The sequence below is a fragment of the Microbacterium zouquanmingi genome, from assembly GCF_052266675.1.
In the GTDB taxonomy this organism is placed as follows: Bacteria; Actinomycetota; Actinomycetes; order Actinomycetales; family Microbacteriaceae; genus Microbacterium.
Map to the genome: position 1 here is coordinate 58538 of NZ_JBQPRA010000001.1, position 19711 is coordinate 78248.

The window sequence follows — 19711 nt, forward strand, 5'->3', positions numbered from 1 at the left end:
GAACGACCGTGCGTCCCACCATCGATCACTTCAGCAGGGGCTCGGCGGCCTTGGCCGCGTCTTCGAGGGCCTGCTGCGGACTCTTCTGACCGAGCAGGGCGGCCTGGATCTCGGGCGAGAGCACGCCCATCAGCGCACGAGCGCTCGGTGCGAGCTCGCCGACCGTGCTGACGTCGACGAACTGCTCGACCTGGCCCTGCAGCGAGTCGGGGGCGTTGAGCGGCTCGCCCTCGAGCGCCGAGAAGAACCCGGAATCGAGCAGGTAGGGCTTGATCACGTCGGCGCTGGTGGCGAACTCGGCGAACTTGCCCGCAGCATCCTTGTCCTTCGACCCCTTCAGCATCGACAGCGAACCGACGGTGCCGTAGGTGACCGTCTCCACGTCGGTGAGGGGCGCGAGCACCTTGACGTTCTCCTCGCCCCAGATCGGGGCCAGCTCGGTGACCGAGTTGACCCAGCTGCAAGCGGTCGTGCCCTGCGCGATTCCAGTCTGCTCGAGCGGGGGCAGCGACGTCAGCGGATCGGGGTCGAGCGCACCCGACTCGGCAAGGTCAGCCAGGAAGGTCAGCGCCTCGACGCCCTCGTCGCTGTTGAAGGCAATCTGGCCGTCGTCGGTGTACACGCTCCCTCCGGCCTGCCACAGTAGCGGGTAATAGGTCATGTTGAGGGTCGCTTCTGCGGACGCCGTGTAGTTGAACAGGTGCATACCCGCGTCGACGAATTTCGGTGCGATCTCACGAGCGTCTTCCCAGGTCTCGGGGTACTCGGTGACGCCGGCAGCCTCGAAGGTGGCGGCGTTGCAGATCAGCGGCTGCGTGCTGGTCAGCATCGGTGCGCCCATCATGCCCTCCTCGAGGGAGACCGACTCGACCACGTTGGGAAGGATCTCGGCCTTGCGCTCGTCACTCAGGTATTCGTCCATCGGCTCGATGGACTTCTCGTAGGCGACCAGCTGGTCGGGGATCAGGTAGACGAGATCGGGGCCCTTGTTGGCGGCGATCGCCGTCTGCAGGCTCTCGTCGCGGTTCGCCCACGGGAAGATCTCGTAATCGACGGTGATGCCCTCGTTGGCGGCCTCGAAGTCGGCGACCGTCTTGTCCCAGAACTCCTTGTGCTTGGCCTCGTCGGCGATGACCGGGTACAACCAGACGGTGACGCTCTGGTCTCCGCTGGCCTCACCGCTTCCTCCGGCGCAGCCGGCCATGAGGCCGACCGCGGCGATACCGGCGACGACGCCGGTGATCCTCTTGACGCGCATGATGCTCCTTTGCTGAACGTGCAGGTGTAATGCCATTATGACAGTGGTCTTGGATAATTAGTCAAGCACGAAAGGTGCAATCGCACGAGATCGGTATATTTTCATTGCTTCAAGGTCGAGAATCACATCACGGCCATTCCGCGAATCACGTGTGCTAATTTTGTCGCACGTTCATCGACGACGAGAGGACCCCGCATGTCGCGCACCAGCGCCCTGCCCATCGCCGTCCGCGTCGCACTGCATCTGCGCGACAGGGGTTCGGCGACGGTCACGGAGATCGCCCGCACCCTCGAGCTCTCGCGCACCTCGGTCGAGAACGCCATGACCGCGCTCAGCGAGATCGGCCTGATCGCCGATGCCCCCGCCACCTTCGGACGCGGCGCCGGGCGCCCCGCCCGAAGGTTCTCATTCGAGGGTCGATCGGGCTTCGTCGTCGGAGTCGACATCGGCATCGCCTCCGTGCGCGTGGTCATCGCCGACCTGACCGGTGGCGTCGTCCGCCATGAGAGTTTCGGCGGCGTCGCCCACTCCCGCGACGGCGCCGACAAGCTGGCCGTCGTCATTGACGACATCCGCTCCACTCTGACCGCGTCGGCCATCCCGCCTTCGCGCGTGCGCGCGATCGGCGTGTCGCTGCCGGGTATCGTCGACGACGCGGGGCGCGTGACGACCTCGGTGGTCATCCCCGAGTGGTCGGGGGTCGACATCGGCGCGCAGCTGTCGTCCGCTTTCGGATTCCCGGTCTCGGTCGACAACGGCGTACGGCTCGCAGCTGTGGCCGAGCATCACCTCGGCGTCGCGCAGCTCGTCGACGACATGCTCTACCTCTCGGTCGGCAACCGCATCTCGATGGGCCTGATCCTCGACGGTCGTCCGCGCCGTGGCATCCACAACGCCGCAGGCGACATCGGCCGTCTCGCGTTCCCCGGTCTGGTTACTGAGACGGGCCAGCTCACGTGGCGCTCCGGCAGCACAGCCGAAGACGTCTTTGCTCTCGCCCGCGACGGCGAAGAGGCGGCCTCCGACGAACTCGCAGCCTTCGTCGATCAGCTGGCCCGGGGCATCGCCACCCTCGCGCTCACCGTCGACCCCGCCATGGTGGTGATCGGCGGTGGGCTCTCGGCCGCGCACGAGCAGTTCCTCGATCCGCTCAGGCAGGCGCTGTCGACGCACATCGGGCTTCCATTCTCGGTGCCACTGGTGGGCGCCCGGCTCGGTGCCGAGGCCGCTTCACACGGCGCCCTCGTGTTCGCCTTCCACCGCCATTCCGCGCAGATCTACCAGCTGGACGACGTTCCTGTCCCGCCGATCACGCCGCTGCCGGCCGACGCCACCGCCATCGCAGAACCCCGCAAGGAGAGAACGTGAGCACACTCAAAGTCGGACTCATCGGTGCCGGAGGGATCTCGCGCGTGCACGCCGATGCCTGGCGCACCCTGGGCGTCACCGGTTACGTGACCTCGCTCGCGGGAGCCGGCGAGATCGCCGCCGAGTACGGCTTCGAGGTCGTCGCCGACGTGAACTCCCTCATCGAGCTGGTCGACATCGTCGACATCGTCACCCCCAGCAGCACCCACGCCGATTTCGCCCTGCGCGCGATCGCCCGTGGACGAGACGTCATTTGCGAGAAGCCTCTCGCCCACACCGCTGAGGCCGCGGCCGAGGTCGCGGACGCCGCAGTCGCCGCCGGCGTGCGCCTCTTCCCTGCGCACGTGGTGCGCTACATGGGCGAGTACGCGGGTATCAAGGCCGGCATCGACGCGGGTCGCATCGGCACCGTCGCCGTGCAGCGCTTCAGTCGTGCCGGCTCCGCTCCCGCATCGCCGTGGTTCTTCACCGAGAGCACAGGCGGCGGCATCATCCGCGACCTGATGATCCATGACATAGACCAGGCGCTGTGGTTCGCAGGACCGGTGGCATCCGTCTACGCCGTGCAGAACCCGCCCACCGTCGACGACCTCGTGCCCGTGCCGGTGACCTCGCACGTCGTGCTCACCCATCGCAACGGCGTGATCAGCCACGTCCATGGGAGCTGGGTGGCCGCGGGAATGCCGTTCCGCACCAGCGTCGAGGTGGCCGGCTCGGCCGGCCGGCTGCGCTATGACAGCGCCGAGGACACCACGATGCGGGTGGACTCGATCGTGCCGCCTGGCCATGATGACTACTTGCCGCCGATGTCGCCGCAAGAGAGCCCCTACTATGCCGAGATCGCCGACTTCCTCGCCGCGATCGCCGAGGATCGCGATGCGCTGGTGACGCCGGCCGCCGGAATCGCGGCCGTCGCCGTGGCCGAGGCTGCTTACGCCTCGATCATCACCGGCGCCCCCGTCTCACTCGACGTCGAGGCCGAGGAGGCCGCCGCATGACCGCGCTCACTCCGCTGCGCGTCGCCGTGCTCTCGTTCGCCCATACCCACGCGCTCAGCTATGTGCACGCGCTGAAGGAGATGCCCGGTGTCGAGCTGATCGCCGCGGACCCCGAAGGAGCAGTGGCTCCCGACGACGCGCCGCGCGGCGCCGAACTCGCCGCCGAACTGGGCGTCGAATATGTCGACAGCTACGACGAGGCGTTCGCCTGGAAGCCGGATGCCGTCGTCGTCGCCGCAGAGAACTCGCGCCACCGCGACCTCGTCGAGCGAGCGGCGTCCGCAGGCGCCCACGTGCTGTGCGAGAAGCCGCTCGCGACGACCGTCGAGGACGCGATCGCGATGCAGCAGGTGTGCGAGCGTGCGGGCGTGACCCTGATGGTCGCCTATCCGGTGCGGTTCTCCCCCACCGTGCGCGACGCGATCGCACAGCTGCGCAGTGGGCGCCTGGGTCGCGTTCTCGGCGTCACCGGCATCAACAACGGCAAGCTGCCCCAGGACCGCGCCTGGTTCACCGACCCCGCACTGGCGGGCGGTGGCGCCCTGGTGGATCACGTCGTGCACTGCGCCGACCTGCTCGACGAGCTGCTCGGCGAGCGCGCGGCCTCGGTGCATGCCGTCTCGAACACCTTCCTGCACGCCGATCGCAACCTCGAGGTCGAGACCGGCGGACTGGTCACGATTCGATACCCCAGCGGCGTCGTCGCGACGATTGACTGCTCATGGAGCTGGCCGATGAGCTCGCCCACATGGGGCGGCCTGACACTGCAGGTGATCGCCGAGCGCGGCTCGATCACGGTGAGCCCGTTCGCCAAGGCCGTCTCGGGCCACGACGCGAAGGGTGAGACGTGGCATCCGATCGGCGCCGATCTCGACGCGCTGCTGCTCGCGGAGTTCATCTCGGCAGTGCGCGAGGGCAGGCAGCCGCAGCCCGACGCGAGAGCCGGCATCCGCACAGTCGAGATCGTAAAGGCGGCTCAGGCCTCGGCAGCCGTCGGCGGCGACGTCGTCGCTCTCGGGCGAGGCAGCCAGTGACATGGCGCATGCGACGCGAACGACCACCGGCTGGCGGGACCGCGCCCTCACGGTGATGCCCGTCGGCAGCAGCACCAATTCGAAAGCTCCGGTGCTGCTGCCGGACGAGCCCGAGGTCATCGCGCGCGGCCGCGGATGCCGGGTGTGGGACGACCAGGGGCGCGAGTTCATCGACTACCGCAACGCTCTCGGCCCTGTCACGCTCGGCTACGCCGAACCGCGGGTGGATGCCGCGATCCGCGCTCAGCTCCATGACGGCATCCTCTTCGGGCATCCGCACCCGCTCGAGACGACCACCGCCGAGCTGTTCTGCTCTCTCGTGCCGGGGGCCGAAGCCGCACGGTTCCTGAAGACGGGCGGAGAGGCGCTCGCGGCGCTGATCCGCATCGCTCGTGCGCACACGGAACGCGACCGCATCGTGCAGATCGGCTACAACGGCTGGCTGAACTCGCTGGCTCCCGGGGCGCGCGTTCTGCCGGGCGCGACGACGACCAAGGTGCCGGGCGTGCCGGCCGCTCTGGCCGAGCTGCATCATGCCGTCGATTGGAACGACCTGGCGATCCTCGACGAGCTGTTCACGGCGCACGGCTCAGAGATCGCGCTGATCCTCGTGGCCGCTGACTACCCCGGCCTTGCCGACGCCCCCGACTTCTATCGTCGCCTTCGCGCGCTGGCCGACGAGCACGGTGCGCTGCTCGGCTACGACGAGATGGTGACCGGATTCCGGGTGGCGCTGGGCGGCATGGCCGAGTTCACCGGCGTGCTGCCTGACCTGTCGGTGTTTGGCAAGGGCATCGCGAACGGCATGCCCTTGTCGGTGTACTGCGGGCGCCGGGATGTGCTTTCGGTGCTCGACCGCACAGAAGTGGTCGTCTCGTCAACCTATGGCGGTGAGACCCTGTCGCTGGCCGCGGCCACCGCGACTATGACGGCGATGCGCGACGAAGGGATCATCGATCAGCTGCACGCATCGGGCACAGCACTGCAGGCCGGCATGAACGCCGCCTTCGCGGCGTCTGGCGTCAGCATCCGGCTCGAGGGCCACCCGACCTGCCCGCAGCTCGTCGCCGGCGACGAAACGACGCTGCAGGCATTCCTGCGCGCAGCGTTCCGCCATGGCGTCTCGCTGTACCGCGTGGTCTACGTCAACGCCGCGCACACCGCCGACGACATCGACGAGACGCTGCGTCGGGTGCGCAAGGCGCTGGCCGAGGTCGCCGCGTGACGGGCGTGGACGCGCACACCCACCTGGGCGACGGCCGGTTCAATCCCGACATCATCCGCCGCGGCGAGCAGCTCGGCATCGGGCTGTTCCTGTGCAGCAACATCGGCGCGTTCGTCGCACACCCCTCGCTCGACGAGGTGCGCGAGATGAACCGCGTGATGGCGGGCGAACTCGAGCAGTATCCCGACCACCTGCGCGGCTACTGCTACGTCAACCCGCGCTACGGACGCGACAGCCTCGACGACCTGCGCCGCAACGTCGAGGATCGCGGAATGATCGGCATCAAGCTGTGGATCGCCACACTTGCCGACGATCCGCTGAACGATCCGATCCTCGAGTACGCGGCCGAGCACCGGCTCATCGTGCTGGCGCACGCCTGGCGGAAGACAGTCGGCGGATTCCCCTACGAGTCGACGGCCGAGCACATCGCGGCGGCTGCGCGACGGCATCCGGAAACCCGCTTCGTCATGGCGCACCTGGGCGGACAGGCCGACTCGGCGATCAACACCGTGCGCGAGACGACCAATGTGGCCGTCGACACCTCGGGCACGATCATCGGCGCCGGTGAGGTGGCGCTCGCAGTCGATCGGCTCGGCGTCGACAGGGTGGTCTTCGGTTCCGACCTGCCTCACGTCGACCTGTCGGCCAACGTCGGGAAAGTGCTCGGCGCGGGGCTGCCGGTCGAGGCCGAGCAGCGCGTCTTCGGCGGCACCATAGCCGGCTGGCTGGCGGAGGTGGCATGACGGCAGAAGGGCGGATGCTGCTGCGCGCATTCTCGCAGCTGGGGGTGATCGACACGATGTGCCACCTGGGCACCTGGCCGTACCGGCTCACGGCGAGCGCGGACGCCGACGGACTACGCGCGTACGCAAGACGCCACGGGTTGCGGAGCCTGTGGGTCTCGCACCTGTCGGCGCTGTTCGGCTTCGACACGCACACCGGCAACCGGGCAGCGCTGACCGAGTGCGCGGGAGACGAGCTGTTCCGGGTGTTCGCGGTGATCGATCCGAGCGAGGCCGACTGGCGCAGCGAGCTGGCCTGGGCGGCGGATGCCGGTGCCTTCGGCGTGCGCGTCGCCCCCGGCTTCCACCACTACCCGGTGCCGCTGGTCGCCGAAGTGATCGACGCAGCGGCCACACACGGAATGTCGGTGCAGCTGATCGCTCGCATGGACGACGCCCGCGTGCGGCATCCGTTCTCCCTCGCTCGGGATCTGGACGTGCACGACATCGCCGATCTTGTACGTTCCCGTCCGGAGCACCCGCTCGTGATCAGCGGGCTGAACGCGGCCGATTGGACGGAACTAAGTCGCCATCTCAGCGACGCGGTGCCTGAGACGGTGCGCCTCGACCTCTGGCACGTCAACGGCCCCACGGGCATCGTCGATCGTCTTGATCCGGCGCGCTGGGTGTTCGGCTCCGGTCTGCCCGTGCAGACGCCCGAGGCAACCATGCTGCAGATGATGGCATCTGACCTCCCACCCGACGCCCTCCGCACGATCACCACCCCGCGGCTCTGAAAGGATGCCGTCATCCCTCGCTTCGACCTGAGTCCCGAAGAACTGCGCGCGTACCGCCCCGAGTCGCCGAGCCCTGTTCATGGACACCCGCGGGCAAGGCTCGACCTGGGGCACCGCCGACCCGCGCGGATCGACGCCCGCCGCATCCGGGGTCATAACCCGTGGCATCCTCAACCCGCACGACTACTACTACCGCCGTGCGATGACCGATGGGGTGCTGGCCGTCGCCCGCCGCGCGTTCGCACGCGACCGACACGTCGTGCGCGAGAAGCCGTTCGCCGTCAGCACCGCAGATGCCGTCTCGTTGGTGCAGGAGGCATCGGATGCAGGTGAGCGCCTCTTCCCGGCGCACGTGGTGCGCTATTTCGAGAGCTACCAGCGGATGAAGGAGGGTGTCGGCTCGATCGTCACGCTGCTCGATCTGACCTTCCGCCGGGCCGTGGCGGCGCCGGATTCGGTCTGGTTCTATGCAGAGGATGCCGGCGGCGGGCTGATCCCCGACCTCATGATCCCCGACCTCGATCAGGCCCGGTGGCTCACGGGCCCGGTCGCCGAAGTGTCCGCGACGCGGGATCCCCCAGCCTTGGACGGCCGGGTCAGGCGAAGCCCGTGAGGGCTACCTGCCGCCGGCATCCGACCTCGATCCGTACCGGGCGGCCGGTCCTGCTATAGGGCTGACGCCCGGTCACGTCCTGGGGGCCGACACGCCAGATCACGGACCGGATGCCCGTCTTGGTCCGACAAGTGGCGTGTCGGACCCCGAAGCGTACTCCGCACCAGGGTCAGGGTCACGCGGGCAGGCTCACCGGCCGCACGATCACGCGCTGGCGGTCGCGCCCCCACACGGCGCCGCCCGCGCGGTGCTCGGCCCTGGCCGCGAACCGGTAGCGGTACGAGATGACGATTCCCGTCCAGCACAGCGCGGCGAGGCGGCCGTCGGTGTAGCGGATCCGCGTAAAGAGCGTGGGGCGCAGCGCCCTCTTTCGCGCCGTCGATGATGCGGCCCAGGCGAGCAGCTCCGGTGCGGGCAGAAGCCCTCGCTCACCGAGAAGCGGTCGGACCTGATTCAGCGTCGACACGAACGCGACCAGATACAGCGCGGCGGTGCCCCGCTGGAGCATCTCGCCCGCGAAACCGAAGTCGACCGCGGCGAATCCATCCATGCGACGTATCGTCGTCCGCGCCGACGTGCGGTGAAAGGGGCCTGCGCACCGCACAACTCCTGAGAATCTCTCTGGTTCGGGCACGCAGCGCCCGAGATCATGCGGATCCGGTAAAAACCTCAGGAGTTGTGCGCGGCCGGTGCAGACGAGAAGGGCGCCGCGGCCGAAGCCGCGACGCCCTCTCGCACGAAGCGGGCTCTACTTCTTGACGACCCAGTCGAACTGGTCGCCGTTCTCCTCGAGCCACTTGTCGACGGCGTCGGCCTCCTGGCCCTCGCCGAACTCGTTGACGACGAGGTCCTCGAGTGAACCGTACTGGTCGTCATCGAGCTTGATCTTCTCGACGAGCGCAGCAGCCTCGGGGAACTGCTCGCTGAAGCCCTTGTGGCCCATGAAGTTCAGCGTCTCCGCCTCACCCATCGCGCCCAGCGGGTCTTCGAGGTCCTTCACGTCGTACGTGCTGTTGGCCCAGAACGGACGCCACAACGTGACGACGACGTCCTCTTCGTTGTCGATGGCCTCACCGAGAACGGTGAGCATCGCGGCGGTCGATGAGGTCTCGAGCGTGTACTCGTCCTCGAGGCCGTACGCCGGAATCATCTCTTCCTGCGTCTGGCGGGTCAGGCCCGCCCCCGGCTCGATGCCGATGATCTTGCCGTCGAAACGAGCGGCGTCGCCCTTGAGGTCCTCGAGCGAGTCGATGTCCATGTAGCTGGGCACAGCGATCGTGAGCTTGGCGTTGTCGTAGTACGCGCCGAGGTCCTCGAGATCGTCGCCGTACTTCTCCATGTACTCGACGTGCGTGACCTCGGGCCACGCCGACGGGTACATGTCGACGTCGCCCTGCGCGAGGCCGGTGTAGAGCGGACCAGCCTCGGTCAGCGTCTCCATCTCGACCGTGTAGCCGAGCTTCTCGAACTGGTCCTGCAGGAGGTAGGCCATGCTCAGGCCGTCGGTCCAGGAGGGCAGGAATCCGAGGGTGATGGTGCCCTTGCTGTCTTCGCCGCTGTCGCCTCCAGCGGTGTCGTTGCCTGCCGCACATCCTCCGAGTGCGAGGGATGCGGTGACACCGATTGCTGCGATGGCTGTGATGTGCCGGAACTTCTTCATGTGCTTCCTTTCGTATGTTCTGCTGCGTTTCGTATGGGTAGTCAGTTGTTGTCGATCACATGATCGGGGCACGGTGCGGCGAAGCCGATTCGCGCTCGGCCTGAGCCGCAGCATCCGCCGCGGTTGCGCGACGCTCACCCTGGCGACGCGAGATGACTCCGATCAGCGATGAGCGGTACTCGCTCGGTGTCCCCAGGGCCGCAGTCACGCGGTCGAGGAACACGGCGACCAGCACGACGCCGAGACCGGCCTCGACGCCCTTGGCGATGTTCACTGTCGAGATGGCCTCGACGACCATCTTGCCGAGCCCATCGGCCCCCGCCATTCCAGCGATGACAGCCATCGACAAGGCGAGCATGATCACCTGGTTGATACCGGCCATGATGGTCGGCATCGCAAGAGGCAGCTGGATGCCGCGCAGGATCTGCCCGGGCGTCGCACCGAAGGCATGCCCCGCCTCGACGGTCTCCGAGTCGACTCCGCGGATGCCGAGCTCCGTCAGCCGGACGCCCGGAGGCAGCGAGAAGATCACGGTGGCAACGAGACCCGGGACGACGCCGATGCTGAAGAACACGATCGCCGGGATCAGATACACGAACGCCGGCATCGTCTGCATGAAGTCGAGGACGGGCTTGAGGATCGCTCTGACGGTCGCATTGCGCGCCGACCAGATGCCCAGTGGGATTGCGATAAGCACTGCCACGATCGCCGAGACGATCACCAGCGACAGGGTCTGCATCGCGGGCTCCCACAGGTTCATGCCCACGATGAGCACGAACGCCACCACGGTTCCCACGGCCATCTGCCACGATCGCACGAACCATGCGATCAGCGCGAAGATCGCGATGAGAAGCGGGAAGGGCGTGCCGACGAGGATGTCGGTCAGCCCGTTGACCAAGAACTTCACCACGAACGAGATGAAGTCGAGCAGTCCCTCGAGGTTGTCTTTGACCCAGTCGACAGCGGTCGAAGCCCACTCACCGATCGGAATGCGGAAACCGTCCATCAGCGCACCTCTCCTTCGACGTGAGCCGCCTCGGCAACCGCAGCATCCGCCTCTCCCAGCACTGCGGCGATCTCGGCATGCGAGACCGGCGGCATCGGCAGAGTGATCTCCTCCGTGGAGTTCGGTCCAGGACCCAGCGCTGCCAGAAGCGTGATGCGCGGGATGACGCCGACCAGGCGGTTCTCAGCATCCGTCACTGCGAGCGGCAGCGGCGACTCGACGGCGGGCACGAACAGGTTCATGAGGATCTCGTCTTCAGAGACGCTCTGCGGCACCGGCTTGATGATGGACGTCAGCGACGTGTCGCCCTTGCGGATGAGCTTGACGGCGTCGCGGTCGATGACCATCCCCAGCAGCTTTCGGTCGCGGTCGGTGACGTAGACCGCCGACGAATAGGTGTCGCGCATCTGGCGCAGCGCCGTGCGGGGACCGCCCGTGTCTGGCACGAAAGGACGCGGCAACTCCATGACGTTCGCGGCGGTGAGCACGCGCGCACGGTCGACGTCCTGCACGAACTGCTCGACGTAGTCGTTGGCGGGATCCGTGAGGATGTCTTCCGGCGTGCCGATCTGCACGATACGGCCATCGCGCATTACGGCGATCCGGTCACCGAGGAACATCGCCTCGTTGAGGTCGTGCGTGATGAAGACGATGGTCTTCTGCAGCTTGGCCTGCAGCTCGACCAGCTGCTCCTGCATCTCGCGGCGGATCAGTGGGTCAAGCGCGCTGAACGCCTCATCCATCAACAGGATCTCGGTGTCCGCGGCGAGTGCGCGAGCGATACCGACGCGCTGCTGCATTCCGCCGGACAGCTGCGAGGGCAGTTTGTCGCCCCAGCCGGTGAGCCCGACCATCTCGATGACCTCGTTGGCCTTCGCCAGGCGCTCTGCCTTAGCCACGCCCTTGAGCTCGAGCGGATAAGCGACGTTGTCAGCAACGGTGCGGTGCGGCAGCAGCGCGAAGTGCTGGAACACCATCGACACGTTGTCGCGGCGGATCTCGCGCAGACGTGCCGCCGAGACTCCGGCGATCTCGTCGCCGCCCACCACGACGGAGCCATCAGTGATGTCGTGCAGCCCATTGAGCATGCGGATGATCGTGGACTTGCCCGATCCGGACAGCCCCATGATCACGAAGATCTCGCCCTTGTTGACGGTGAAGCTGGCGTCGATGACGGCGGCGGTTCCGGCCTCCTGCACCTCGGCACGAGATGCACCAGCCTTCAGCCGCTGCACTGCCTGCTTCGGATTGCGTCCGAACACTTTGAAAAGATGGCGCGCCTCAAGTGCGGTTTCAGTCACGTTTCCCCTGGCGACTCACCGATACTTCGGGTTTCGGGAGCCACTTCGGTTACGTCCGGGTGATGCTCAGGGCCGTTCGACATCGTCTTGCGGGCGGCACGAGAGGGGGATCCTGCTCCCCCGTAAAAGCATCGACCTTACGCCCACGTCGCTTCCCAGCATGAATCAATTCGAACGCACGACGTGTTCGCGGACTGGTCTCAGACCAATTGGCCTACATTCCAACGTAACAAAGATGAGGATCGCTGTCGAATGTCGACAATCTGCGGCGAAGAATGAATTCAACGACGGATGCTTCGCGTGACGGTGAATTTCGAGGTGCGGTGAAGCTGGTCCGTGGGACCGATCCGCGTCGCCAGCTCTTGCTTGTACGCGAGGTGCGAGTTGTAGACGGTGAGCAGTTCGCCGCCGGGCTTGAGGATGCGCGCGGCAGCCTCGAACAGTCTGGTCGCCGCTCCGGTGTGGATGCTCGCGCCGAGGTGGAATGGCGGATTGAGCAGCACAAGATCTACTGATTGATCGGGGATTTCTGACCCGGCGTCGTCGTGGGTGACCTCGACATCGGCCCCGTTCGCATGCATCGTCGCGCGAGCGGATGCCACGGCTGCCGCCGAGCGATCAGTGGCGATGACGCGGGCCTCAGGATGGGTGAGCGCGTAGGTTGCGGCCAGCACTCCGGTCCCGCAACCGAGGTCGATGACCGTCGCCCCGGCGCCGCCTTGCATAACTCCTGAACTTTTTCGCCGATCGCTGCTTTCGCGGCTCCGGCCGGGCTGATCAGCGGAGTTTCTCAGGAGTTGTGCGCGGGAAGCGAGCACCTCGAGCAGCACGCGCGTGCCGATGTCGAGCTTCACGCCGGCAAAAGCGCCGCCGTGGGCGACCACCGTCAGCGGCTGGTCGCGCCCCGGCACCTCGATGCGCGCGCTGACCGGGAACATCGACTCAGCGGGCACGCCTCGGGGAGAGGACGCCACGATCAGCCGCGACTTGCGCTCAGCGCGCTGCGGCTGCACGTGCCCGAAACTCCGAGCGAGCACCTCGTTCTGCGTCAGAGTCATGTGCTTCACGCGACCACCGGCGATGAGTGTGACCTCGGGCGCCGCCCAGCGGGTCACGGCATCCGCGATTTCTTCAAGCTCAGCGAGCGACTTCGGCAGCTGCAGCAGCACGAGCCCCGCGCCCTCGAGCAGCTGCGCGTCGAGTTCGTGCGAGCGCAATCCCACTAGCCCGAGCGCCACGGCGTTGCGTGCCAGAGCCCGTCTCCCCGTGGCGAGGTCCTGGTGCACGCGCAGGCCGGTGAGCCCAGCATCCGCCAGCGCGAGCGTGATCGCGCCGTACTCGTCACCGATGATGGCGATCTCGGAGCCCGGCACCTGCTGATCGGCAGCGTCTGCGCGAGCGCGCTCGACCAGCATCCGGTCGGTCGCGTCGTACGCGAACAGGTTCTCGGCTTCGACGTCCGGTGAGCGGCGAAGGCGGTCGTAGGCGAAGTCGGGCACGATCCCAGACTACGAGTCCGCGCATGCGCCTCAGACGCCGACAGAGGGCGCCGCCCAGTGGCGACACCCTCTGTCGGCAGCGCTCGTCAGCGCTTGCTTGCGACCCTTGGGTCGACGTGCGGTGCACCGAGGATGAACAGACCGGCGAGCACGAGGGGAATGACACCCATATACCAGGCGGTCGAGATCCAGGTCATGCCCGCGGTGAGCATGATGGTGACGACCGTTCCCGAGATGAGGTTTCCGAGCATTCCGCTCGCGGTGATGATCGACGTCGCCGTCGCGCGAATCTTGCTCGGGAAGCTCTCGCCAGCGAAGAACATCAGCGGAGCGAACGGGCCGAGCATCATGCACATGCCGACGGCGTATGCGATGACGATCGGAACGAAGGCGCCCTGCGGGAGCATCAGCATAATGCCGTAGACGATACCGGCGAGGATCCAGCCGATCGAGATGGTGAGGCGTCGACCGATGCGGTCTCCGAGCCATCCGAATCCGAGGTAGCCGAGGAAGGCTGCGACGTTGGAGACGATGAGGATGAGGATCGCGTTCGTGAAGTCGATGTTCATGCCCGACTCCGAGGTCATCAGCGACGTCGCGAGGATCTGGAAGACCATGACACCGACACCCTGCAGCAGGTAGCCCGCGAAGATGAAGATGAACGGGCGCGCGTTGCCGTGACGGAAGAGGTCAGCCGGCGAGCTGGACTCGGCCGACTCCATGCTGATGCCGACGTGGTCTGCGACAGCCTTGGCGTCGTCAGAGCGACCGGCCTTGACGAGGTTCTTGATGCCCTGGTGAGCCGCCCACAGGGGGCTTTCCTTCATCTTCGTGGCAGCCCAGACGATGAAGATCGCGGGGATCGCGGCGACGACGAACGTCAGGTACCAGTGCCCGATCGGCATCAGCAGGTTGATCGAGAACGCGGCGATCATAGCGCCGACGGGCCAACCGGCCTGCACCAGCGAGTAGGTGAAGCCACGACGACGCACAGCCTTCTCGTCCTGGGCCGCGACGGCGTAGACCTCGTTGAGGTAGGTCGCGTTGACGGCCATCTCGGCGAAACCGAGGCCAGCAACGGTACGAACCAGCACGAGCACGACGAGGCCGAGACCGGCGAACAGGCCGTAGATCCAGTGCGTGGTCGCCGTCAGGAGCGACGCGAGAGCGGCACCGGCCACCGCGACGATGAGGCCCGCACGGCGGCCGTAGCGGTCGACCAGGCGGCCAAGGAAGTATGCGACGACCGCGGTTCCCAGGGTGACCCAGGTGTTCAGCCCCGTGGTCGCCGCCTCCGTGAGACCGAAGTCCGCACCGATGACGGGAAGCAGGTTGGCGAAAAGGATGAAGTCATAGACCGCAGCGACCCAGGCGAAGAAGCAGAGCCAGTTCGCGAAGCGGACGTCTTTCGGACCGAACTTCGGGATGCTGGCGATGACCGACTCTACGGACAGCCCAGAGTCGACAGTTGCTGATCGGCGGCTCGCCCGAGGCGAGGTGCTTACGCTCGACCCAGAACCTTCTGGATCAGCATTCAAACCCGGTTTCGTCACGGGAATCTCCTAGTTTCTCTTCGTTGAGGCAGGGGCTCTCTGGAGTCGCTTGCACGATTTCCGATAATTCCTTTTGGGAGTGTATCCCATAAAGTGTCGACAGTACAGCCAAGCTTGACACAATTATGTGAAGAGATCGCAGGCAGTTCCGTGGCGGCTGATCCCGGAGCCGCTCGACGTGTCAGTGGAAGTGTCGACGCGATGTACGGTAAACAGTCCGTGGTGAAAGGGAACCCCATGCAACTCGAAGGACAGCAGCGCGACGTCGCGACGCAGATGATCACTCGCATGCTGCGACTGACTGATCGCCAGGAATCCCTTGTCGCGCGCATCGCCCTCGACGTCGGACTGCGCATCATCGAGGGCGAGCTGCCCCCGGGTGAAGACGTCAATTCCGTCGAGCTCTCGCAGCGCTTCGACACGAGCCGCACACCGGTGCGCGAAGCATTGATGCTGCTCGAGAAGCAAGGACTCGTCGAGATCCCTGCGCGCCGTCGCCCCCGGGTCGCCGACGTCAGCGAAGGACCCGTCGAGGAGATCTACACGGTCAGGGCGCTGCTCAGCTCGCTCGCCGCTCGCCGCGTCTGCGAGCGGTCGACCGATGAGCAGCTCGTCGAGCTCAACGAGAAGCTCGACGTCATGCGCGAAGCCGTGAAATCGAATGACTCCCATGCCTACTTCTGGGCCAACGTCGCCTACAACGACCTCGTCACCGAGGTGACTGCCGACAGCGTGCTCGGCGACCTGCTCGACTCGCTCGGACTGAGCGTGCTGCAGCTGCGCCACCAGTCGATGACCTACCCGAACCGCATGGCGCAGTCGCTGGCCGATCATGAGCGCTGCTATATCGCGTTCTGCCAGCGTGACGCAGACCTCGCCGCCGCGCTGTCATCCGCGATCGTGCACGACGCGTACCGCGTGCTCACCGGCAGCTACACGCGCTGAGCGCAGTAAAGCGCTGAGCGCGCCGCAGCACGCCCGCACGCCCGCCGCACGCCCAGCGCACCGACTACATAAAGACGGCGCAACCGCCCCCACGGTTGCGCCGTCTGGCCAGCATCCGCTCAGCGGCGGACGGGAACCTTCTTCTCTGTGGCGATGACACCCGCCTCGATCAGATCGTGGATCCGGTCGTCGTCGTACCCGAGCACCTCGGCGAGCACGGCGGGGCCAGCGGCACCGACGGCCTGCGGGAACGAGTTCTCGGCCAGGCTCGAATCCTCGAGCTTGATCGGGTTTCCGAGCGTGCGGACGACCTGCCCCTCGCCCTCCAGTTCGATCACCATGTCGCGGTGCAGCACCTGCGGGTGCGAGAGCGCCTGCTCCAAGTTGTTGACCGTCGAGACCGGGATGCCGTTCTCATTGAACAACTCGACCCACTCGAGTGCTTCCTTCTTGAGGAAAGCGGGCTCGAGGTACGACCAGAGGTCTTCCTTGTTCTTGAGGCGGGCGGGGTTGTTGAGGAAGCGCTCGTCTTCGATGAGCTCTTCGAGTCCGAGCACGCGCGCCATCGACTGCCACATCCGCTCGGTGTTCGCGGTGGTGACCAAGCTCGTGCCGTTCTTCGCGGCGAACAGTCGGTAGGTCGGGATCGAGTCGTGCCTGGCGCCCTGCGGCCCAGGGTTCACACCCGACTTGAGGTAGTACGTGCCCTGGTAGCTCAGGAGAGCGATCATGCAGTCCAGCATCGAAATGTCGACGAAGTCACCGAGCCCGGTCGCCTTGCGGCGCAGGAGAGCTGCTTCCACTCCGATGACCGCGTGCAGCCCCGCTGCGATGTCGCCGATGGGGTTTCCGGTGCGCACCGGGCTGCCACCGGGCTCACCGGTGAGGCTCATCGTTCCCGACATTGCCTGCACGATCATGTCGTAGGCCGGCAGGTCGGCGCCGGGGCCGTCCTGGCCGAATCCCGAGATCGAGCACCACACCAGCTCCGGGCGGCGCTTGCGCTCTACCTCGCGGTCAATGCCGAGGCGGGCCAATACACCAGGGCGGAAGTTCTCGATCACGACGTCGCTCTGATCGATGAGGTCGCGCAGCAGCTCCGTGGAGCCCTGCGCCTTCATGTCGACAGCAATGCTGCGCTTGTTGCGGTTGATGGTGTGGAAGTAGAGGCTGTCACCGCGCACGAAGTGCGGCGGCACGATCCGGCTCGAATCGCCGACCGGCGCCTCGACCTTGATGACCTCTGCACCCAGGTCACCCAGAATCTGCGTGCCGTGGGGGCCCGCAAGGAACTGCGTGAAATCAAGTACGCGGATACCCGCCAGTGGACCGATGTGACCGTCCGACATCTCTACTCCGTCTCGTCCGTACGCGCGCTGGCTACATTGCCGCACCGCGATTCAGTAGCTCGAGCGTACGACAGAAAGACATTAAATGTCGACACTTGACGTTCTCGAGTTCGAGGACTAGCCTCAAAACGAGCAAAAATTGTCCAACAAGTCGACACAACTAGAGGGAGTGAGCAACGATGCGGTTGCAGAACGAAGTAGCGATCATCACCGGCGGCGGTTCAGGAATGGGTCGCGCTGGCGCGATTCGCTTCGCAAACGAGGGCGCTTCTGTCGTCGTCGTCGACCTGAACGAGGCAGCCGCACAGGAAACCGCCGCACTGGTCGAAGCCGCTGCTGGCAAGGCTATCGCGGTGAGCGCGGACATCTCGACGCTCGAGGGAAACCAGAAGGCCGTGGATGCCGCGGTCGAGGCCTACGGCAAGCTCTCCATCTTCTGGGCGAACGCCGGCGTCGCCGACGCCGTCGGACCTTTGGCCAACGCCTCCGAGGACCGCTTCAAGCTCATGAACGCCGTCAACGTGATCGGACCGTGGAACGGCGCGAAGGCCGCCATGCCCGAGCTCGCCAAGGCTGAGGGCTCGTTCCTCATCACGGCATCCCTCTCTGGCCTGAAGGCCCGCCCCGGGAACGCCGCGTACTCCGCGACCAAGGGTGCCGCAGTCCACCTCGTCCGCGCGCTGGCCGTCGAGTTCGCACCGCACGTGCGCGTCAACGGCATCGACCCGGTCGCAACCGAGACGCCGATGCAGCAGGTCTTCACCCCCGGCGACAAGGAAGCTGAGATGAAGCCGAAGATCATCGCCGGCGTTCCGATGGGCCGCCTCGCTCAGCCCGAGGACATCGCCAACGCTGCGCTGTTCCTCAGCTCGCGCGAAGCATCCATGATCACGGGCCACAACCTCCCGGTTGACGGTGGTGCTCTGTGCTGACCGCCGCTCCCGCTGTCGCGGATTTCTACGGTTCGTTCATCGGAGGCCAGCAGGTCGCTGCCTCCGGTGCCTCGACCTTCGAGACCTACGACCCCGCCACCGGCCTGCCGCTCACCGCGATCCAGCGCGGCGCTCAGGCCGAGGTCGACGCCGCCGTCGCGAACGCGCAGGAGGCCTTCCCGGCATGGCGCGACCTTCCCGGTTTCGAGAAGGGCCGCATCCTGCTCGCGGTCAGCCACAAGATCCTCGAGAATAGGGACACCCTGGTTGCCCTCGAGTCGCGTGACAACGGCAAGTCCTACATGGACGCGACGTTCGACGTGATCACCGCGGCGCGTTACTTCGAGTACTACGCCGGTGTCGCCGACAAGCTCGGCGGCGAGACCATTCCGATCGGCTCCACGCACGTGTCCTACACGCGCCCCGAGCCGTACGGCGTCACCGCGCACATCGTGCCGTGGAACGCTGCCTTCCAGCAGGCTGCACGCGGTGTCGCCCCGGCGCTCGCTGCCGGAAACGTCGCCGTCGTCAAGCCCGCAGAAGACACCTCCATCAGCACGGTGGAGCTGGCTCGGATCGCCGTCGAAGCTGGCCTTCCCGCCGGTGTGTTCAACGTCGTCACCGGTCTCGGTCGCGAAGCGGGCGCAGCTCTCGTCAAGCACCCCGGCGTCTCGCGCATCACCTTCACCGGCTCGGTTCCCACCGGCCAGGAGATCATGCGCTCGGCTGCAGAGAACCTGAACCCGGTCACGCTCGAGCTCGGCGGCAAGGGCCCGAACATCATCTTCGAAGATGCTGATCTCGACGTCGCCGTCCCCGGTTCGCTGATGGCCATCAACATCAACGCCGGACAGGTGTGCGCCGCAGGTTCGCGTCTGCTCGTGCACAGCTCGATCCACGACAAGGTCATCGAGCAGCTCGTCGAGCGCAACCGCAGCATCAAGCTGGGTGCCGGATGGACGGGTGCCCAGATGGGCCCGATCACCACGGCTGCGCAGTTCGCGAAGGTGCAGGAGTACCTTCAGATCGGCAAGGCCGAGGGCGCAACGGTCGCCGTCGGCGGCTCTGCCGCTACGGGCGAAGGCGTCGATGGCGGACAGTTCATCGAGCCGACGATCTTCACGGATGTGAACAACTCCATGCGCATCGCGCAGGAGGAGATCTTCGGTCCGGTGCTCTCGGTGATCCGCTTCGATTCCGAAGAAGAAGCCGTCGCGATCGCGAACGACACCCCCTACGGCCTCACGGCCGGAATGTGGACGCAGAACCTGGGCCGCGCGCATCGCGTTGCCGCACAGATTCAGGCAGGCCAGGTGTCGGTGAACGACTACTTCGCCGGCGGTGTGCAGGCCCCCTTCGGCGGCTACAAGGCCTCCGGCATGGGACGTGAGAAGGGCATGGCTGCCATCCACGAGTACCTGCAGACCAAGACCGTCAGCATCAAGGTCTGA

The 19711-nt window shown here is 66.3% G+C and carries 18 protein-coding genes; 10 read left to right on the forward strand and 8 right to left on the reverse strand.

The annotated features are described in order from the left end of the window. Positions 1-25: 25 nt before the first annotated feature. Entirely contained in the window at positions 26-1258 is a 1233-nt protein-coding gene (locus ACTU6V_RS00290; protein WP_443469578.1) for an ABC transporter substrate-binding protein, read from the reverse strand. Positions 1259-1453: 195 nt separating this feature from the next. Between ACTU6V_RS00290 and ACTU6V_RS00295 the strand changes: the two genes are divergently transcribed. The 7 genes from ACTU6V_RS00295 to ACTU6V_RS00325 all read left to right on the forward strand — a co-directional run bounded on the left by ACTU6V_RS00295 (position 1454) and on the right by ACTU6V_RS00325 (position 8015). Beyond that, a complete protein-coding gene (locus ACTU6V_RS00295; protein ID WP_443469579.1) occupies positions 1454-2626 on the forward strand; it encodes an ROK family protein in 1173 nt (390 codons plus the stop codon). Continuing rightward, a complete protein-coding gene (locus ACTU6V_RS00300) occupies positions 2623-3624 on the forward strand; it encodes a Gfo/Idh/MocA family protein (protein ID WP_443469580.1) in 1002 nt (333 codons plus the stop codon). The genes ACTU6V_RS00295 and ACTU6V_RS00300 overlap by 4 nt, the downstream gene beginning before the upstream one ends. After that, the gene (locus tag ACTU6V_RS00305) at positions 3621-4658 is read left to right on the forward strand and encodes a Gfo/Idh/MocA family protein (RefSeq protein ID WP_443469581.1); all 1038 of its coding nucleotides are present in this window, start codon (positions 3621-3623) and stop codon (positions 4656-4658) included. The genes ACTU6V_RS00300 and ACTU6V_RS00305 overlap by 4 nt, the downstream gene beginning before the upstream one ends. A 1-nt stretch (position 4659) precedes the next feature. Continuing rightward, positions 4660-5883, forward strand: a complete 1224-nt coding sequence (locus ACTU6V_RS00310; RefSeq protein ID WP_443469582.1) for an aminotransferase class III-fold pyridoxal phosphate-dependent enzyme — start codon at positions 4660-4662, stop codon at positions 5881-5883. Next, the gene (locus tag ACTU6V_RS00315; protein ID WP_443469583.1) at positions 5880-6626 is read left to right on the forward strand and encodes an amidohydrolase family protein; all 747 of its coding nucleotides are present in this window, start codon (positions 5880-5882) and stop codon (positions 6624-6626) included. Before ACTU6V_RS00310 ends, ACTU6V_RS00315 begins: the two co-directional genes overlap by 4 nt. Further along, positions 6623-7402: a hypothetical protein gene (locus ACTU6V_RS00320; protein ID WP_443474600.1), complete on the forward strand. Its 780-nt coding sequence runs from the start codon at positions 6623-6625 to the stop codon at positions 7400-7402. The genes ACTU6V_RS00315 and ACTU6V_RS00320 overlap by 4 nt, the downstream gene beginning before the upstream one ends. A 79-nt stretch (positions 7403-7481) precedes the next feature. After that, complete coding sequence (locus ACTU6V_RS00325) at positions 7482-8015, forward strand: Gfo/Idh/MocA family protein (protein WP_443474601.1); 534 nt, start codon at positions 7482-7484, stop codon at positions 8013-8015. A 175-nt stretch (positions 8016-8190) separates the two neighbouring features. Here the strand turns inward: ACTU6V_RS00325 and ACTU6V_RS00330 are convergent, their stop codons facing one another. The 6 genes from ACTU6V_RS00330 to ACTU6V_RS00355 all read right to left on the reverse strand — a co-directional run bounded on the left by ACTU6V_RS00330 (position 8191) and on the right by ACTU6V_RS00355 (position 15034). Beyond that, positions 8191-8565, reverse strand: a complete 375-nt coding sequence (locus ACTU6V_RS00330; RefSeq protein ID WP_443474602.1) for a lipase maturation factor family protein — start codon at positions 8563-8565, stop codon at positions 8191-8193. Between the two features lie 198 nt (positions 8566-8763). Continuing rightward, positions 8764-9675 carry a glycine betaine ABC transporter substrate-binding protein gene (locus ACTU6V_RS00335; protein ID WP_443469587.1) on the reverse strand — a complete coding sequence of 304 codons (912 nt, stop codon included), beginning with the start codon at positions 9673-9675 and terminating at the stop codon, positions 8764-8766. Between the two features lie 55 nt (positions 9676-9730). Beyond that, the gene (locus tag ACTU6V_RS00340) at positions 9731-10681 is read right to left on the reverse strand and encodes an ABC transporter permease (RefSeq protein WP_443474603.1); all 951 of its coding nucleotides are present in this window, start codon (positions 10679-10681) and stop codon (positions 9731-9733) included. Further along, positions 10681-11982 carry a quaternary amine ABC transporter ATP-binding protein gene (locus ACTU6V_RS00345; protein WP_443469589.1) on the reverse strand — a complete coding sequence of 434 codons (1302 nt, stop codon included), beginning with the start codon at positions 11980-11982 and terminating at the stop codon, positions 10681-10683. The genes ACTU6V_RS00340 and ACTU6V_RS00345 overlap by 1 nt, the downstream gene beginning before the upstream one ends. Before the next feature lie 281 nt (positions 11983-12263). Beyond that, positions 12264-13481 (reverse strand): class I SAM-dependent methyltransferase, encoded by a 1218-nt coding sequence (locus ACTU6V_RS00350; RefSeq protein ID WP_443474604.1) that lies wholly within the window; start codon positions 13479-13481, stop codon positions 12264-12266. Between the two features lie 86 nt (positions 13482-13567). Continuing rightward, positions 13568-15034 carry an MFS transporter gene (locus ACTU6V_RS00355; RefSeq protein WP_443474605.1) on the reverse strand — a complete coding sequence of 489 codons (1467 nt, stop codon included), beginning with the start codon at positions 15032-15034 and terminating at the stop codon, positions 13568-13570. A gap of 237 nt (positions 15035-15271) precedes the next feature. On the opposite strand from ACTU6V_RS00355, the gene ACTU6V_RS00360 reads away from it, so the two are divergent. Continuing rightward, positions 15272-15979: a GntR family transcriptional regulator gene (locus tag ACTU6V_RS00360; RefSeq protein ID WP_443474606.1), complete on the forward strand. Its 708-nt coding sequence runs from the start codon at positions 15272-15274 to the stop codon at positions 15977-15979. Positions 15980-16098: 119 nt separating this feature from the next. On the opposite strand, the gene ACTU6V_RS00365 is transcribed toward ACTU6V_RS00360, so the two are convergent. Continuing rightward, positions 16099-17328: a CaiB/BaiF CoA transferase family protein gene (locus ACTU6V_RS00365; RefSeq protein WP_443474607.1), complete on the reverse strand. Its 1230-nt coding sequence runs from the start codon at positions 17326-17328 to the stop codon at positions 16099-16101. Positions 17329-17507: 179 nt separating this feature from the next. On the opposite strand from ACTU6V_RS00365, the gene ACTU6V_RS00370 reads away from it, so the two are divergent. Next, positions 17508-18260, forward strand: a complete 753-nt coding sequence (locus ACTU6V_RS00370; protein ID WP_443474608.1) for an SDR family NAD(P)-dependent oxidoreductase — start codon at positions 17508-17510, stop codon at positions 18258-18260. Then, complete coding sequence (locus tag ACTU6V_RS00375; protein ID WP_443474609.1) at positions 18254-19711, forward strand: aldehyde dehydrogenase family protein; 1458 nt, start codon at positions 18254-18256, stop codon at positions 19709-19711. Before ACTU6V_RS00370 ends, ACTU6V_RS00375 begins: the two co-directional genes overlap by 7 nt.